We start from the raw sequence: 15,109 nt of genomic DNA, 5'->3' as shown, positions 1-15,109 counted from the left end.
CCCTCAGAAGTCGGTGGAGAGACCTTCGTGGGCACGGGAGTTCGCGGCGGCGTACGGGTCGAGGACGTACTCCGCCTCCACGGTGCGGGTGGCGTCCAGCCGGGCGGGGCGATAGTAGTCGCTGCCCTGTCTCCAGTACCAGAGCATCGGGACGAGGCCGACGGCGAGCCCGCCGATGCCGATCGCGATGGCCGCGGTGTCCAGTTCGCCCAGCGACTCGACGAAGATCCAGAACATGAACAGCGCGCCGAACAGCGGCCACAGCCCGCCCAGGAGGAAGTTGCCCACGGACTTCGTCAGCATCTTGCGGTAGGCGACGACGACCGCGAGGCCCGCGAGGCCGTAGTAGACGGCGATCTGCAGACCGATCGCCGAGATCGCGTCGGCGAGGATGTCGCCCACCGAGCCCAGGGCGTTGGAGGCGATGAACATCGCCAGCGCCACCCCGCCGACCACGACGATCGCCACATGGGGCGTGTTCCAGGTGCGGTGCACCCGGCCGAGCGCGGGGGGCATCGTACGGTCGCGGCCCATCGCGAACAGGGAGCGCGTGACCTGGATGAGGGTGGTCTCCAGGGTGGCGATGGTCGACAGCATCACCGCCACGATCAGCAGCTTTCCGCCCAGGCCCGGCCAGATCTCCTCACCGAGCACGCCCAGCACGTTGGCGTCGTTGGCGTCGATCTGCTTCGAGGTGAGGATGACGTTGACCGCGATGGTGAACACCTCGAACAGCAGGAAGACGATGCCCACCCCGATCAGACCGGCGAGTCCGGTCGTACGACGGCTGTTGCGGGTCTCCTCGCTGAGGTTGCTGGTGACGTCCCAGCCCCAGTAGTAGAAGGCGGCGACCAGGGCGCCCGAGGCGAAGCCCGAGACGCCGTCGAAATGGGAGAAGCCCAGCCAGGACCACTCGAAGGTGCGGACGTTGCCGGTGTGGAACAGGGCGAGCACGGCGAACAGCGCCAGGATCGCGATCTCGATGCCGGACATCACCAGCTGGGCGCGGACGGTGAGCCGGGCGCCGCCCAGCACCACGAGCAGCATCACGATGAACCAGGCCGCCCCGACCACCGTTGACAGCGCGGTGTTCCCGGCCAGGTTCGCGTCGAACAGGGACAGGGTCATGGAGCCGGCCGGCAGCGAGCCCGCCACCATGAAGATGGTCGCCGAGATCACCAGCGCCCAGCCGCTGATGAAGCCGAGAAAGGGATGCAGGGTGCGGCCCACCCAGGAGTAACTGGCGCCCGCGTTGACGTCGATGCGGCTGAGATAGCTGAAGGCCAGGGCGATGCCCAGCATGGGTATCGCGCAGTACAGCAGCGCCGCGGGGCTGGCCAGTCCCACGGCGCCGACGAGGACGGCGGTGGTGGCGGCGATCGAGTAGGCCGGGGCGCTGCCCGCGACGGCCATCACCACCGTGTCGAAGGTACCGAGGGCATTGGCCTGCAGCCCTCTGCCCCTGATGTTGCTCATGGTGCGCTGCTTTCCGTCGTGCACGACGCGAGGACGACCTTGCCCCGACGACGTAGGGGTGGGGGTGTGGCGGACTCACCGCCGGCCGAAGAGGGTTGGCCTCGGGCCGGAGGTGGGCAAAGGCGTGGAGGAATCCGCTCGGCCGATGCGTCGCCGGGCGGTCACAGCGTGTGTGCGAGTGATGATAGCCGCACTCATTGACGTTTCAAGATTGACCAGGGGGTAACCTCCTGGGCCGCCGGGGACCGATGAGGTTGGGCGGCGCGCAACGGGAAACGCGGATCGGGACACCGTACGGACAACGAACCGCCGCAAGGGCGCCAGGAGGTATCCATGGGCACCGACCCGATGGCCGACGACGTCTACCAGCCCACCGGGAGCAACAAGGAGCAGGAGGACGCGGCGCCGCTGGACCTGCAGGACGCCGTCGACGAGCGCGACTACGACGACATCCTCGACGAGGGCTACTCGCCGCCGGAGAAGCCGCTCGGCGTCACCCGGCACGGCACCACGGCCGCCGAACAGCACGACGGCGAGAGCCTCGACGAGCGGCTCGCCGAGGAGGTCCCCGACGTGACCGTGCCCCCGGGCGACGAGGTCGGCGACCTGCCCGGCGGCGAGGGCGAACCCGTCGATCCCGAGGCCGGTGCCGACCGCGCCGGGCGCCTGGTCGCCCCGGACGAGGGCGCCCACGTCGACACCACGAAGGAGGAGGTCGCCTCGGACGTGGGCATCGACGGCGGGGCGGCCGGCGCCGAGGAGGCCGCCGTCCATGTCGTGGAGGACAGGGAACTGCCCGACCTGTGACGTCAGTCGCCGATGCGGTCGATCTGCCGCAGCTTGTTGGTGGCGTCGAGGGCGGCGACCTTGTAGGACTCCGCCAGGGTCGGGTAGTTGAACACCGCGTCGACCAGGTAGTCGACGGTGCCGCCGCAGCCCATCACGGTCTGCCCGATGTGGATCAGCTCGGTGGCACCGCTGCCGAAGCAGTGCACGCCCAGCAGCGTGCGGTCCTGGGGCGAGACCAGCAGCTTCAGCATGCCGTGCGAGTCGCCGATGATCTGGCCGCGGGCCAGTTCGCGGTAGCGGGAGATGCCGACCTCGAACGGCACGCTGTCCTCGGTGAGCTGGTCCTCGGTGCGGCCGACGAAGCTGATCTCGGGGATCGTGTAGATGCCTATGGGCTGCAGGTGGGACATCTGCCCGACCGGCTCGCCGAAGGCGTGGTAGGTCGCCGAGCGGCCCTGCTCCATCGAGGTCGCCGCCAGCGCCGGGAAGCCGATGACGTCGCCCACGGCGTAGATGTGCGGCACCTCGGTGCGGTAGTGCTCGTCGACGGTGATCCGGCCACGCCGGTCGGCCGTCAACCCGGCCTTGGCGAGGTCGAGTTCATCGGTCAGGCCCTGCCGGCCCGCCGAGTACATCACGGCGTCCGCGGGGATCTTCTTGCCGCTCTCCAGGATGGTCAGCGTGCCGCGCGCATGGCGTTCGACGGCGGCCACCGTCTCCCCGAAGCGGAAGGTCACCGCGAGGTCCCGCAGGTGGTACTTGAGCGCCTCGATGATCTCGATGTCGCAGAAGTCGAGCATCCCGGGCCGCTTCTCCACCACCGTCACCTTGCTGCCGAGCGCGGCGAACATGGAGGCGTACTCCATGCCGATGACGCCGGCGCCGACGATGACCATGGAGCGCGGGACGCGTTCCAGTGCGAGGACGTTGTCCGAGTCCATGATCGTACGGCCGTCGAACTCGACGCTGTCCGGCCGGGCCGGCCGGGTGCCGGTGGCGATGACGATGTTCTCCGCGCTCAGCAGCCGTTCGTTGCCGGTGACCTCGCGCAGCGCGACCGTGTGCGGGTCGACGAAGCGGCCGGTGCCGGCGTAGAGGGCGACCTGGTTGCGGGAGAGCTGGCTGCGGATGACGTCGACCTCGCGGTTGACCACGTGCTGGGTGCGCGCGGTCAGGTCGGCGACGGTGATGTCCTCCTTCAGCCGGTAGCTCTGGCCGTACAGATCCCGCTGGGTGAGGCCGGTCAGGTACAGCACCGCCTCGCGCAGGGTCTTGGAGGGAATGGTCCCGGTGTGGATGGAGACCCCGCCGACCATGTCGGGGCGGTCGACGACGGCGACCCGGCGGCCGAGCTTGGCCGCGGCGATGGCGGCCTTCTGGCCGCCCGGGCCGGATCCGATGACGAGCATGTCGAAGTCGGGCACCCTCGGAAGTCTGTCAGCACGAAGGCCCTCTTCGAAAGGGTGAACGGGCAACGAGGCGCCCATTGATCGAATCGAACTCCCCTCGACCGGCGGCCGGTTGCCCGCCGACGTGAACCAGGTGCCCGAGCGGCCACCCGGCGTGATAATGCGCCCATGGGCCATCGACTCGCCGACACGAGCACTCCCGCCCGGCTGGCCGCCCCCGACGAGGGCATCGGCCGCGACGAACTCGCGCTGGCCACCCGTAACCACGGTCTCCCGCTGGAGGCCCTGCGCTACGACGTCACCCCGCCCGGCCTGCACTACGTACTGACGCACTACGACATCCCGTACGTCCCCGACGGCACGCCCTGGCAGCTGACCGTCGCAGGCCGCGTCCGCCGCGAGCTGCAGTTGAGCCTGGCCGATCTGCGCGCGTTCCCCCAGGTCACCACCCGGGTGACGCTGGAGTGCGCGGGCAACGGACGGGCCCTGCTCACACCCCGCCCGGTCAGCCAGCCCTGGCTCGTCGAGGCGGTCGGCACCGCCGAGTGGACGGGCGTGCCGCTGCGCCTGGTGCTCGCCGAGGCCGGTGTGGAGGCGGACGCCGTCGACGTGCTGTTCACCGGTGCCGACCACGGAGTGGAACGCGGAGTCGAACAGGACTACCAGCGCTCCCTCCCCATGGACGTGGCCACGGGCACCGAGCCCGAGGTGCTGCTGGCGTACGCGATGAACGGGGCCCCGCTGCCGCCGCAGCACGGATTTCCGCTGCGGCTGGTCGTGCCGGGCTGGTACGGCATGGCGCATGTGAAGTGGCTGCGCCAAGTCGACGTCCTGGACGAGCCGTTCACCGGCTTCCAGCAGAGCGTCGCCTACCGGATGCGGCAGGAGTCCGGCGAGGAGGGCGAGCCCGTCACCCGGATCGAACCACGCGCCCTGCTCCTGCCGCCCGGCTTCCCGGACTTCATGTCACGGGCCCGGGTGGTGCGGCCCGGCCCTGTGCGGCTGGAGGGACGCGCCTGGTCGGGACGGGCGCCCGTCACGCGCGTCGAGATCAGCACCGACGCCGGGCACACCTGGCACGAGGCCGAACTGGAGCCCGACGGCGGCCGCCGCTGGGCCTGGCGCCGCTGGCACCACGACTGGACGGCCACATCCGGCGAACACGAACTGACGGCCCGGGCCGCCGACGCCGAGGGCCGCACCCAGCCCCTGACGCAGCCCTGGAACCGCGGCGGCTTCGCCGTCAACCTGGTCCAGCGGGTACCGGTGCTGTGCCTCGAAGCGGACGGCGACGGTTAGGGCAGTAGCTTCTCCAGGGCGAGGGGGCCCTCCGCCTCCAGCTTGCGCCTGGCCCATTCCAGGCTGTGCGGGGTGATGTCCCTGCCCGTGGCAAGGACGAGATCCTCCGGGGACACCTCGGTGCCGGTGCTCGTGTGGAGCAGGGCGTCCGGGGTGCAGCGGTCCTCGGACGGCCCGGACGCGTCGGGCTGTGACATCTCCATGAGTGCTCCTCGGGTCCGGAAGCTTCTGTAAACACGATTCAACGCCCGGGCCCGCGCCGCACCCGGAGGGGCGGGCACCTCCGTCCCGGCGGAGATGCCGACGTGATCCAACGGGCGTCTAATGGGGAGGACGAGCGACCCTGCTGCGGGAGAGGGCCAGTGCTATGTCACGTACCACCGGCACCAGCACAGGGGGGAAGAGCACAAGCCGCGGAGGTCTCCTGCGACGCCTCGGTGAGTGGTGCGCCCACCACTTCGTGATCGTCATCGTCGCCTGGCTGGTCGCCATCGTGGCGCTGCAGGTCCTCAACCGCTCCTTCGGCGGCGAGTACTCCGACAACTTCTCGCTGCCCGGTGTGCAGTCCCAGAAGGGCCTGGACGTGCTGAAGGCGCACGACCCGGCGGCCGGCGGCTACAGCAGCCAGATCGTCATGCACGACGGCCAGAAGTCGCTGACCTCGCTCAGCTCGCAGATGTCCACCACCGTCGGGGACCTGCAGAAGCTTCCGCACGTCCTGTCCGCCCAGAACCCGCTGTCCGTACAGGCGTCCAAGGTCGGACCCCTGTCCTCCGACGGGAAGACGGCCTACATCACGGTCCGCTTCAACGTCCAGCCCTCCACCCTGGGCGACGGCTATCTGAACGGCGTCGACAAGGCGGTCCAGCCGCTGCGGTCGGCCGGCGCCCAGGTCGAGTACGGCGGACCGCTCGGCGAACTCGCCCGGCCCGCCGCCGACGACCGGGTCAGCGAACTGATCGGCTTCGGCGTCGCCATCGTCGTCCTGCTGATCGGCTTCGGCAGCATCATCGCCGCCGGCATGCCGCTGCTCACGGCCCTGGTCAGCGCGGTCGGCGGACTGGCGATCCTCGGACTGTTCGCCGCCGCGTTCACCTTCGCCACCGTCTCCCCGACCCTGGCCACGATGATCGGCCTCGGCGTCGGCATCGACTACGCCCTGTTCCAGATCACCCGGCACCGCCAGAACCTCATGAACGGCGCCGATCCCGTGCACTCCGCCGGACACGCCACCGCCACCAGCGGCCGGGCCGTCCTCGTCTCCGGCTGCACCGTGATCATCGCCCTGACCGGGCTCTACGCCTCCGGCGTGAGCTTCATCGGCAAGCTCGGTCTCGCCGCCGCGATCACGGTCGTCTCGGCGGTCATCGGCGCGCTCACCCTCGTACCGGCACTGCTGGGGCTCGTCGGCAGACGCATCGACCGCTACCACGTCCGCCGTCCCGTCGCGGAGACGAACGCCGAGCCGGGGACCGAGCCTCAGGGCACCTGGCACCGCTATGCCCAGCGCGTGGAGCACCGGCCCTGGCAGTTCCTCACGGCCGGAGTCGTGACCGTCGTCGTCCTCGCCATCCCGCTCTTCTCCATCCAGCTCGGCCACATCGGCGACGGAGCCGACCCCACCTCCTTCACCGACCGCCGCGCCTACGACCTGATGACCGACGCCTTCGGACCCGGCTCCAACGGCCCCCTGACCGTCGTCATCGACCAGACCACCGTCCCCTCCTCCCAGCGCTCCTCCCTGTCCGACCAGGCCCAGAAGACCCTCAACGGCGTCGCGGGCGCGTCCACCGTCACCCCGCTGACCCCCACCAAGGACGGGGACGTCCTGATCGGCACGGTCTACTCGAAGGAGTCCCCGCAGAGCGCCACCACCACGGACCTGACCAACCGGCTGGTCCACCACACGCTCCCGGACGCGGTCTCCGGCACGAGCGCCAAGGGTTACGTCACCGGCACCACCGCGGCCCAGGTCGACTTCCGTGACATCGTCGCGAGCCGTCTGCCCCTGATCATCGCCGTCGTGGTCGGCCTCGCCTTCCTGGTCATCCTCGCGGTCTTCCGCGGCCTGCTCGTCGCCGTCAAGGCGGCCGTCCTCAACATCCTGTCCATCGGAGCCTCGTACGGTGTCGTGGTCGCCGTCTTCCAGTGGGGCTGGGGCGGGCCCGCGCTGGGCGTGAACGGCAAGGTGCCCATCGAGAGCTATGTGCCGATGATGATGTTCGCCATCATCTTCGGCCTGAGCATGGACTACGAGATCTTCCTGCTCTCCCGCGTCCACGAGGCCTGGCTGCGCACCGGGGACGCCAAGGCCTCGGTCGCGCACGCCCTGGAGATCACCGCACGGGTCATCACCTGCGCCGCACTGATCATGGTGAGCGTGTTCGCGGCCTTCATCGTCAGCGACAACATCGTGGTCAAGATGCTCGGACTCGGCCTCGCGGTGAGTGTGCTGATCGACGCGACGGTGGTACGGCTGCTGATGGTGCCCGCCGTGATGACGCTGCTGGGCCCGCGTGCCTGGTGGACACCGCGCTGGCTGGACCGGGTGCTGCCGCACATCGACGCCGAGGGCGACCACGAGGAGAGCGCCCAGCAGGACGTCAGCGAGCGTCGTGTGACGCGGACGTGAGCACGAGCATCGTCACGTCGTCGACGACGTCGGGGCAGTACCGGACGAGGTCACCCCAGACCCGGTCGGCGAGCAGGGCCGGGTCGCCGTCGGCGAGGGCGGCGAGGCGGTCGGTCAGCGGGTAGAAGGTGCCGGAGGTGTCACGGGCCTCGCTCACCCCGTCCGAGGCGAGGAACAGGGTGTGGCCCGGCTCCAGCCGCAGCGCCGGCCCGGCGGACGGACCGGTGTCGGCCAGACCGAGCCCGAGCGGCGTCCACGCGGTGAGCTCGACTTCGCTGACGTGACCGCCGCGCAGCAGCAGCGGCGCCGGATGCCCGCAGGACACCAGGCGCACGGAGCGGGCGTCGGGCGAGAACTCCACCAGGACGGCCGTCGCGAACAGCTCCGCATAGCGGGAGGACGCCGAGTCGACCGCCAGCCTGCGGTCCAGCCGGGCGGCGACCGACTCCAGGTCCGGCTGGTCCAGCACCGCCTCCCGGAAGGCGCCCAGCAGCGAGGCGACCGTGGCGACCGCCGACAGCCCGTGCCCCTGGACGTCGCCCAGCACGGCGCGGACCCCGTACGGCCCCTCGCGCACGTCGAAGAAGTCGCCGCCCACCAGCGTCCCGCGCTGCGCGGCCCGGTACAGGCCCACGCAGCGGACCGGGCCGACCCGCTCGGGCAGCGGCGGCGCGACCGCCCGCTGCGCGGCCTCGGCCACGGTCCGCTCCAGGTCCAGCTGGGCGTCGCGGTGACTGCGCACATACGACACGAACACGCTCAGCACCGCCACGAAGGCGATGGTCAACAGGTCGGTGTTGCCGGGCCGGTTGAGCTGGAAGGCGGGGACGTTGAGGACGACGACCACGCCGGCGCCCAGGAGCGCGGTCGCCCAGGGGCCGTACGACAGGACGGCCAGCGGCGGGATCGCGCCCAGCAGGAAACCGATGTCGAGCCGGTTCGGGCTCACCAGCGTCGCCACGCACACGCCCGCGATCAGCGCGACCGGCAGCGCCTTCACCCACCACGGCGGCGGGGCTCCCCGCAGCCAGCTCCGCCGGGCCTGGTCCCGGCGCGGCCACAGCACGATCGTTCTTCCCACACCACCACGCTCCTACGCCGGGGCGCGCCCCGCATGCCGGCCACGCTCTGTCAGTGCCGGCCGGCATGCTGGCCGCAGACCTGATCAACCTGGTGGGGAGGCGCGATGGGCTGGGCGGGAGGAGTCTGGCGGGTGGGCAGCCAGGCGGGGCCGGTGGGGGAGATCCTGATCGACGACGCGGACTTCCCCTGGCTGTCCGGCCGCTTCACGGCAGGCGAGGCGTACGACGCCGTCAGAGACCTGTTCGTTCGCGAACTCGCCCTCGCCGAACAGGACGACGACTGGGAGGAGTGGGAAGCGGCGTACGACGAGATCCGACGCCGCGTGTCCCTGTCCTCACCGGACGGCCCGGTCCCCGAGTTCCTGCTGCACATCGAGAACGACCGGGCCTGGTTCCGCTGGAGCGACGAGCCCTTCGAGGACGACCAACGGACTTGACGGAGTGTCAGTCCGCCGTGCGGTCCAGCGACGCCTCCGCCTCCGTCAGGATCTCCGTGACGCGCAGGGCGAAGGCCGCGTCGCAGGGGTGCGGGCGTCCGGTCGCGGCCGCGTCGAGCAGGGCGTCCGCGGCGCCGAGGAGGGCGGTGACGGCTCCCTCGGTGCTCTCCGGCAGCACGGCCACCCCCGTCTCGCCGCGCAGCTCGACCGTCGCACCCGCCGCCGCGGACGGGGCCGACAGGCTGAGGGTGACCGTGCTGGACGCCCCGCCCGCGTGATCGAGGACGAGGTGGACCGTGTCGCCGGGACCGGGCGCGGCCGCGGCCACCCGCCGGACGTCGCCCAGGACCGGCAGCAGCACGGACAGCGCGTGCGGTCCCACGTCCCACAGCGCGCCCTTCTCCTGCCGCCACGGCGAGTCGGCGAACGGGCTGCTGCTGTCGCTGCCGAACAGCGACCCCAGCCACGCCGCCCGACCGGTGAACCAGCCCCCGGCAGCCGCCTGTTCGGTGATCCACGCCTCCGTCTCCGTGACGAAGCGGCTGGTGAAGAAGACCACCGACGCCACCCCGGCCTCCCGCACGGCGTCGACCACGGCCCGCCCCTGCTCCACCGTCGTCGCCAGCGGCTTGTCCAGCAGCAGATGACGTCCCGCCCGCGCGGCCCGCACCGCCAGCTCCGCCTGCACCGCCGGCGGCAGCGCCACGGCGACCGCCTCCACGTCCGCCAGCAACGCGTCCACGTCGTCGTACGTCCGCGTGCCGTACCGGTCGGCCAGTGCCTTGGCCGCCTCCGGGCGCCGGCCCCACACCCCGGCGAAGTCCAGCCCCGAGTGCTCGCTCAGGGCGGGGGCATGAGCCATCTCCGCCCAGGGGCCGGTACCGAGCAGTCCGATCCGCATGCCGCCGCCTCTCCACAACACCGCTGTACGGCAGCGAGCCTCGCACACCGGCCGGCCCGCCGCGCAAGGCGGCCGCGGTGTCACGCGATTCAGCGGACCCGCTGCTGAATGCGTTCGCTTTCCTCTATTGGACCTTCGGCCCCGGCAGGGTCAGGCTGGATGACGGTCCGGCACCGTCGTGGTCCATGTCCGACGGGCCGGACGCCATCCGGTCCCGCGACAGCCGAGAGAGGTCACCAGCACATGCACACCCGCCGCATCGGGGACGTCGACGTCAGCGCGATCGGACTGGGCGGGATGCCCATGTCCATCGAAGGGCGACCGGACGAGGCGCGCTCCCTGGCCACCATCCACGCCGCTCTCGACGCCGGCGTCACCCTCATCGACACCGCCGACGCCTACCACCGTGACGCCCACGAGGTCGGCCACAACGAGACCCTCATCGCCAAGGCCCTCGCCTCCCACGACCGCGGCAGGGACGTCCTGGTCGCCACCAAGGGCGGCCATCTGCGCCCCGGCGACGGCAGCTGGACCCTCGACGGCAGCCCCCGTCACCTGAAGGAGGCCTGCGAGGCGTCCCTGCGCCGTCTCGGCGTCGAGGCGATCGGGCTCTACCAGTTCCACCGCCCCGACCCCAAGGTGCCCTACGCCGAGTCCGTCGGCGCCGTGCGGGACCTGCTCGACGAGGGCAAGATCCGGATGGCCGGCATCTCCAACGCCAACCCCGACCAGATCCGGCAGGCGAACGACATCCTCGGCGGACGCCTGGTCTCCGTGCAGAACCAGTTCTCCCCGGCCTTCCGCTCCAGCGAGCCCGAACTCGACCTCTGCGACGAACTCGGCATCGCCTTCCTGCCCTGGAGCCCGCTCGGCGGAATCTCCCGGGCGGGCGAACTGGGCTCCACCTACGCGCCGTTCGACCGCATCGCCAAGGCCCACGGGGTGAGTCCGCAGCAGGTGTGCCTGGCCTGGATGCTCGCCAAGTCCCCGGTGGTCGTGCCCATCCCCGGCTCCAGCCGCCCGGAGACGATCCGCGACTCCCTCGCCGCCACCGACCTCGAACTCAGCGCCGAGGAACTCGCCCAGCTCGACGCCGGCTGACCCCCGCACCGCTACCGGTCAGGCGGCGCTGCTGCGCGGGACCCGGTGCGGGCAGCCGGCGTCGTGATCGGTCCCGAGGCTCGTCCACCACCGCTCGCAGCAGGCCGCGTACAGCTCCTCCCGGACGATCTGGTCGGCCGCCGAACGCACCGGCCGACGCGGCCCGGTGCCCGCCGCCAGCAGATCGCGGATCAGTGTCTCGCGTACGACGGCGATGACCGGGACCACGCTCGCGGCGGCGAACAGGAACGCCACCCAGAGCGGGCCATGAGCGAAGTCGAGCACCGCCGTCGCGGCGAGCCCGCCGGTGGTGACGAGATAGAGGGCGCAGAGGAGGCGGCCGGATCGGTTCATGGTGGTCACCGTTCGTGCAGGGATGGTTGCACTCTGTTCAACGCGTGGGAGGGCGGGAGGGAATCGGGTCGACCGACGGTATTGCGTCAATTCCGGGCGCCGTGGAGGAAGACGGGAATGGTCCGGCCCTGTCCGGGAATACGAGGCGAAAATCGAGAGAGGGGCGCTTCGTGCTCGTTCCGGACCCGAAGGTCGTCAGAACGTTGCTCACCACGTACGCATCGCTGCGCATCGCGCAGGCGGAGCGGGACCGGCCGCACACGGCGCGCGCGTTGGCGGAGGTCAGGCGCGAACTGTGCGCCACGATGGGAACCACGGACCTGCACGAGGCGATCGCCCGGGCCGACGCCCTGCTGCGTGCCGCGCGGGGGATGACCGGTGGGGAGTGGCGCGGCGAGGACGGCGTGAAGTCGGCCGCCTGACCGGCCGTCGGTTTCAGGCCGGTGCGGCGGCCACGGCCGCTCCACCCTGGAAGGAGCCGCGGTAGGCCTGGGGGGTGGTGCCGACCACGCGGCGGAACCGCTCCCGGAACGCCGTCGGCGACCCGAACCCCGCCTGTCGCGCGATCCGTTCGACGGGATGGTCGCTGTTCTCCAGCAGGTACTGTGCCCGGCGCACCCGGGCACGCAGCAGCCACTGCAGCGGGGTCGTGCCGGTCTGCTCACGGAAGCGGCGGCTGAAGGTCCGCTCGCTCATGCCGGAACGGGCCGCCATCGCGCCGAGGGTGATCTCGCCGCCCAGGTTGTCCTCGATCCACTCCAGCACCGGCTCCAGGGTCGAGCCGCGCGGTACGGGCGGCTGCTCGTGGACGATGAACTGGGCCTGGCCGCCTTCGCGTTCGAGGGGCATGACGGACATGCGGGCGGCGTCGGCGGCGACCGCCGAGCCGAGATCGCCACGGATCATGTGCAGGCACATGTCCAGGGAGGCGGCGGCGCCGGCCGAGGTGAGGATGCGGCCGTTGTCGACGTAGAGCACGTCCGGGTCCACCGTGATCCGTGGGTAGCGCCGGGCCAGTTGGCCGGCGGCCACCCAGTGCGTGGTGGCGCGCAGGCCGTCCAGCAGTCCCGCCTCCGCGAGGACGAAGGCACCGGAGCAGACGGAGGCGATCCGGGCGCCGGCCCGGGCCGCCCGGCGCAGGGCGTCGAGGGCCTGGGGCGAGGGCGCTCCGGCCGCCTCCGAGCATCCCGGCACGATCACGGTGTCGGCGTCGGCCACCGCTTCGAGGCCCTGGTCGACCCGGATGGTGAAGCCGTCCGTCCTGACCTCGGGTGATTCCGCGCACACCCGCAGCCGGTAGGGCCGGCGTCCGTCGGGCAGCCGGGTGCGGCCGAACACCTCCAGGGGTGCCGCCATGTCGAACGGCACCACATGGTCCAGAACCAGGATCGCCACAGTGTGCATGGAGCCACGATAGGCGGATTCCTGCCAGTGCTGTCAGCTGGGTCTCCGTGCAAAGCCACAGGTGAGGTCTTTGGCGGGAATCCGTTGGAAGCTGTCGTTTCAGCCCCTGTTCCGGTCGTCTCGAAGATCCCTAGCGTGAGCCGCGCTCGATTGATCGATCGCGTTGCGGAAGGCTCCCCATGACCAAGCTCCTGCTCACCCTCCATGTCCTGGCGGCCATCGTGGCCGTGGGCCCGGTCACCGTCGCGGCGAGCATGTTCCCGGCCGCGGCCCGCCGGGCCGGTGAGGAGGAGTCCGCGGTCGCCAGCCTGCGGCTGCTGCACCGGATCTGCCGGCTCTACTCGGCTGTCGGCGCGGTGGTTCCGGCCTTCGGGTTCGCGACCGCGGCCGCGATGGGGGTGCTGGGCAGCGGTTGGCTGATCGCGTCGATCACGCTGACGGCCGTGGCCGCCGGCCTCCTGATCGCCTTCGTCCTGCCCCGTCAGGACGAGATCCTCGGCCAACTGGACGGCGGGCAGGCGGTGGAGCGGTCGGGCACCGTCCGACTCGCCATGTTCACCGGCCTGTTCAATCTGCTGTGGGCGACCGTCACCGTCCTGATGATCGTGCGTCCCGGATCCACCACAGGTGCCTGACCGGGCGCTCACCCCACCCTCCTGGGCGTCAAGTGCTCTTGGTGAATTCACACCCTGGTATCCCGGGGCGCATACACTCGTCAGCTGTGCCCAAGTGATGGGCCACCACACGAAAGGCGCGTTGACGGGTGTTCCAGGATTCCCCCATCTACGACCGACTCGTCGCCGAACGCGGCGACGTCCCCACTCAGACCCGCCGAGAGGCCGAGCGCGTCAGCCGGGAACTGGAGTACGTCATGCGACCGCTGCAGTCCTTCGGTGCCGGCCCGGCTCCCGACCGCCAGGCCTCCCCGGGTACCGGGTGGCAGCGGACCGCGCTGCTGCCCGGCACGATGCCCCACTGACCGTACTCAACGCACCGTGCTGCTCGCCCCGTTGACCTGGGACGACGGCTCGGTGCCGGGGCTCGCCAGCCAGTCCGCGACGGCCCGCGCGATGGGCTGGCCGGTCTCGACCTCGACGAAGCCGAACTGTCCGGACTGGTTGCACTCCAGGAACCACCACGTCCCGTCCGCGTCCTCGGCGAAGTCGAAGGCCCCGTAGGCCAGTTCGGCCGCGCGCAGATAGGCGCCGACAGCGGTGGCGATGCGCGGCGGCACCTCGGTGGCCTGCCACGGGACGTCCGCAGAGGCGAACCGCACGTCGACCTCGTCCGCTTCGTCGGCCGTCTTGCGGGCCGCCAACATCCGCTCACCGACCACGGTCAGCCGGATGTCGGCGCGTTTGGCCACACGTCGCTGCAGCAGGGTGGGGCCGAAGGCGACGGCGGAGAAGTCCGTGTCCGGTGCGACCCGGCTGGTCGGCACCGCCCGCGGGGGGTCCTGCGGATGCGCCCCGGAGACCGGTTTGACCACCAGGTCCGGATACCGCTCGGCGAACTCCCGCGCCGCCTGCGGGAACGATGTGATCAATGTCGCGGGGACCGGCAGCCCGCAGCGCTGGGCGAGCCGCAGCTGCCAGGGCTTGTGGCGGGCGCGACGGGCCGCGTCGGGGTGGTTCATCCAGCGTGCGTCGCTGCCGCGCAGCATGCCGTACAGGGCCTGCGAGGACTCCTCGGTGAGCCAGTCCGAGGGATCGGGCGCCCGGGTGGCGGGGGTGCCCGGCCTGCGGACCCAGATGGACCGCAGGCCGGAGATGCTCACCAGGCGCCCCGCGGACTGCAGATGCCCGCGGAAGGCGCCGTGGACGTACTCGCCGGACAGTGCGACGGCGCCCGGCAGGTCGGCCGGGTCGAGACGGACCACAGGGACCCCGGAGGCGTTGAGGTGCACGACCACCATGTCGGCCGTCACATCCTCTTCACAGGTCAGGATCAGTACGGTCATTGTGGGCGGTTCCGCGTTCAGTCGTCGAAGTGAGTCTTGGAGCCCGCGGTCGACGTCGTGGTCCCCAGTTCTCTGAGCAGTGCCAAGTCCCCGGCGGCGATCCGGCCGTCCATGGTTACGTTCAACTGCAGTCCGGTGTCGTAGACGTACGGAGTCGTGGCCTCCAACTCCACCGCCGGACGTGCGTAGTTGAGCGCGAACGGTTGCATCGTGTCTCCCTCGTCGGTCTGCGCCGACCAAGCGTTGCGCCCCCTCGGGCGCCGTT

The 15,109-nt window shown here is 71.1% G+C and carries 17 protein-coding genes; 8 read left to right on the top strand and 9 right to left on the bottom strand.

Going from position 1 to position 15,109, the window contains the following annotated elements; all coding sequences use genetic code 11:
- Positions 1-3 precede the first annotated feature (3 nt).
- Complete coding sequence (locus ACWCQ1_RS26520; protein WP_358601033.1) at positions 4-1,476, bottom strand: APC family permease; 1,473 nt, start codon at positions 1,474-1,476, stop codon at positions 4-6.
- Between the two features lie 333 nt (positions 1,477-1,809).
- Here ACWCQ1_RS26520 and ACWCQ1_RS26515 point away from each other — a divergent pair, with 333 nt between their 5' ends.
- Positions 1,810-2,283, top strand: a complete 474-nt coding sequence (locus ACWCQ1_RS26515; protein ID WP_451027530.1) for a DUF5709 domain-containing protein — start codon at positions 1,810-1,812, stop codon at positions 2,281-2,283.
- 2 nt (positions 2,284-2,285) lie between these two features.
- On the opposite strand, the gene sthA is transcribed toward ACWCQ1_RS26515, so the two are convergent.
- Positions 2,286-3,689, bottom strand: coding sequence for a Si-specific NAD(P)(+) transhydrogenase (gene sthA / locus ACWCQ1_RS26510; RefSeq protein WP_133043746.1), 1,404 nt, complete (start codon positions 3,687-3,689; stop codon positions 2,286-2,288).
- A gap of 153 nt (positions 3,690-3,842) precedes the next feature.
- Between sthA and ACWCQ1_RS26505 the strand changes: the two genes are divergently transcribed.
- Entirely contained in the window at positions 3,843-4,973 is a 1,131-nt protein-coding gene (locus ACWCQ1_RS26505) for a sulfite oxidase (RefSeq protein ID WP_358601039.1), read from the top strand.
- Here the strand turns inward: ACWCQ1_RS26505 and ACWCQ1_RS26500 are convergent.
- Positions 4,970-5,176 carry a hypothetical protein gene (locus ACWCQ1_RS26500; RefSeq protein WP_358601042.1) on the bottom strand — a complete coding sequence of 69 codons (207 nt, stop codon included), beginning with the start codon at positions 5,174-5,176 and terminating at the stop codon, positions 4,970-4,972. The genes ACWCQ1_RS26505 and ACWCQ1_RS26500 overlap by 4 nt on opposite strands.
- A 164-nt stretch (positions 5,177-5,340) precedes the next feature.
- On the opposite strand from ACWCQ1_RS26500, the gene ACWCQ1_RS26495 reads away from it, so the two are divergent.
- Positions 5,341-7,605 (top strand): MMPL family transporter, encoded by a 2,265-nt coding sequence (locus tag ACWCQ1_RS26495; protein WP_358601045.1) that lies wholly within the window; start codon positions 5,341-5,343, stop codon positions 7,603-7,605.
- Here the strand turns inward: ACWCQ1_RS26495 and ACWCQ1_RS26490 are convergent.
- A complete protein-coding gene (locus tag ACWCQ1_RS26490) occupies positions 7,577-8,686 on the bottom strand; it encodes a PP2C family protein-serine/threonine phosphatase (RefSeq protein ID WP_451027529.1) in 1,110 nt (369 codons plus the stop codon). The two genes, ACWCQ1_RS26495 and ACWCQ1_RS26490, sit on opposite strands and share 29 nt — an antisense overlap.
- 105 nt (positions 8,687-8,791) lie before the next feature.
- Between ACWCQ1_RS26490 and ACWCQ1_RS26485 the strand changes: the two genes are divergently transcribed.
- Positions 8,792-9,124, top strand: a complete 333-nt coding sequence (locus ACWCQ1_RS26485) for a hypothetical protein (RefSeq protein WP_358601051.1) — start codon at positions 8,792-8,794, stop codon at positions 9,122-9,124.
- A gap of 7 nt (positions 9,125-9,131) precedes the next feature.
- On the opposite strand, the gene ACWCQ1_RS26480 is transcribed toward ACWCQ1_RS26485, so the two are convergent.
- Positions 9,132-10,025 (bottom strand): Gfo/Idh/MocA family protein, encoded by an 894-nt coding sequence (locus ACWCQ1_RS26480; RefSeq protein WP_451027528.1) that lies wholly within the window; start codon positions 10,023-10,025, stop codon positions 9,132-9,134.
- A gap of 243 nt (positions 10,026-10,268) precedes the next feature.
- Between ACWCQ1_RS26480 and ACWCQ1_RS26475 the strand changes: the two genes are divergently transcribed.
- Positions 10,269-11,126: an aldo/keto reductase gene (locus ACWCQ1_RS26475; RefSeq protein WP_133043752.1), complete on the top strand. Its 858-nt coding sequence runs from the start codon at positions 10,269-10,271 to the stop codon at positions 11,124-11,126.
- 18 nt (positions 11,127-11,144) lie between these two features.
- Here ACWCQ1_RS26475 and ACWCQ1_RS26470 read toward each other — a convergent pair whose 3' ends face one another.
- Positions 11,145-11,480 carry a hypothetical protein gene (locus tag ACWCQ1_RS26470; RefSeq protein WP_358601057.1) on the bottom strand — a complete coding sequence of 112 codons (336 nt, stop codon included), beginning with the start codon at positions 11,478-11,480 and terminating at the stop codon, positions 11,145-11,147.
- A gap of 170 nt (positions 11,481-11,650) precedes the next feature.
- Between ACWCQ1_RS26470 and ACWCQ1_RS26465 the strand changes: the two genes are divergently transcribed.
- The gene (locus ACWCQ1_RS26465; RefSeq protein WP_451027527.1) at positions 11,651-11,902 is read left to right on the top strand and encodes a DUF5133 domain-containing protein; all 252 of its coding nucleotides are present in this window, start codon (positions 11,651-11,653) and stop codon (positions 11,900-11,902) included.
- 13 nt (positions 11,903-11,915) lie between these two features.
- On the opposite strand, the gene ACWCQ1_RS26460 is transcribed toward ACWCQ1_RS26465, so the two are convergent.
- Positions 11,916-12,884 (bottom strand): helix-turn-helix domain-containing protein, encoded by a 969-nt coding sequence (locus tag ACWCQ1_RS26460; protein WP_133043755.1) that lies wholly within the window; start codon positions 12,882-12,884, stop codon positions 11,916-11,918.
- 179 nt (positions 12,885-13,063) lie between these two features.
- On the opposite strand from ACWCQ1_RS26460, the gene ACWCQ1_RS26455 reads away from it, so the two are divergent.
- Both ACWCQ1_RS26455 and ACWCQ1_RS26450 read left to right on the top strand, forming a co-directional pair.
- Positions 13,064-13,519, top strand: coding sequence for a DUF2269 family protein (locus ACWCQ1_RS26455; protein WP_133043756.1), 456 nt, complete (start codon positions 13,064-13,066; stop codon positions 13,517-13,519).
- 128 nt (positions 13,520-13,647) lie between these two features.
- Positions 13,648-13,863 (top strand): hypothetical protein, encoded by a 216-nt coding sequence (locus ACWCQ1_RS26450; RefSeq protein WP_133043757.1) that lies wholly within the window; start codon positions 13,648-13,650, stop codon positions 13,861-13,863.
- Positions 13,864-13,869: 6 nt separating this feature from the next.
- Here ACWCQ1_RS26450 and tgmB read toward each other — a convergent pair whose 3' ends face one another.
- Positions 13,870-14,844, bottom strand: coding sequence for an ATP-grasp ribosomal peptide maturase (gene tgmB, locus ACWCQ1_RS26445; protein ID WP_358601067.1), 975 nt, complete (start codon positions 14,842-14,844; stop codon positions 13,870-13,872).
- A gap of 17 nt (positions 14,845-14,861) precedes the next feature.
- Positions 14,862-15,053 carry a putative ATP-grasp-modified RiPP gene (gene tgmA, locus ACWCQ1_RS26440; RefSeq protein ID WP_133043759.1) on the bottom strand — a complete coding sequence of 64 codons (192 nt, stop codon included), beginning with the start codon at positions 15,051-15,053 and terminating at the stop codon, positions 14,862-14,864.
- Between the last annotated feature and the right edge of the window lie 56 nt (positions 15,054-15,109).

The organism is Streptomyces sp. NPDC002144, from assembly GCF_053593695.1.
This window is presented reverse-complemented; position numbering and strand designations above follow the sequence as displayed.

Excerpts from the sequence above, each read along its gene's own strand:
- ACWCQ1_RS26480 (WP_451027528.1), bottom strand. The coding sequence starts at position 10,025 with ATGCGGATCGGACTGCTCGGTACCGGCCCCTGGGCGGAGATGGCTCAT.
- ACWCQ1_RS26500 (WP_358601042.1), bottom strand. The coding sequence starts at position 5,176 with ATGGAGATGTCACAGCCCGACGCGTCCGGGCCGTCCGAGGACCGCTGC.
- ACWCQ1_RS26470 (WP_358601057.1), bottom strand. The coding sequence starts at position 11,480 with ATGAACCGATCCGGCCGCCTCCTCTGCGCCCTCTATCTCGTCACCACC.
- ACWCQ1_RS26475 (WP_133043752.1), top strand. The coding sequence starts at position 10,269 with ATGCACACCCGCCGCATCGGGGACGTCGACGTCAGCGCGATCGGACTG.
- ACWCQ1_RS26505 (WP_358601039.1), top strand. The coding sequence starts at position 3,843 with ATGGGCCATCGACTCGCCGACACGAGCACTCCCGCCCGGCTGGCCGCC.
- tgmB (WP_358601067.1), bottom strand. The coding sequence starts at position 14,844 with ATGACCGTACTGATCCTGACCTGTGAAGAGGATGTGACGGCCGACATG.
- ACWCQ1_RS26455 (WP_133043756.1), top strand. The coding sequence starts at position 13,064 with ATGACCAAGCTCCTGCTCACCCTCCATGTCCTGGCGGCCATCGTGGCC.
- ACWCQ1_RS26495 (WP_358601045.1), top strand. The coding sequence starts at position 5,341 with ATGTCACGTACCACCGGCACCAGCACAGGGGGGAAGAGCACAAGCCGC.
- ACWCQ1_RS26520 (WP_358601033.1), bottom strand. The coding sequence starts at position 1,476 with ATGAGCAACATCAGGGGCAGAGGGCTGCAGGCCAATGCCCTCGGTACC.
- tgmA (WP_133043759.1), bottom strand. The coding sequence starts at position 15,053 with ATGCAACCGTTCGCGCTCAACTACGCACGTCCGGCGGTGGAGTTGGAG.
- ACWCQ1_RS26485 (WP_358601051.1), top strand. The coding sequence starts at position 8,792 with ATGGGCTGGGCGGGAGGAGTCTGGCGGGTGGGCAGCCAGGCGGGGCCG.
- ACWCQ1_RS26515 (WP_451027530.1), top strand. The coding sequence starts at position 1,810 with ATGGGCACCGACCCGATGGCCGACGACGTCTACCAGCCCACCGGGAGC.
- ACWCQ1_RS26460 (WP_133043755.1), bottom strand. The coding sequence starts at position 12,884 with ATGCACACTGTGGCGATCCTGGTTCTGGACCATGTGGTGCCGTTCGAC.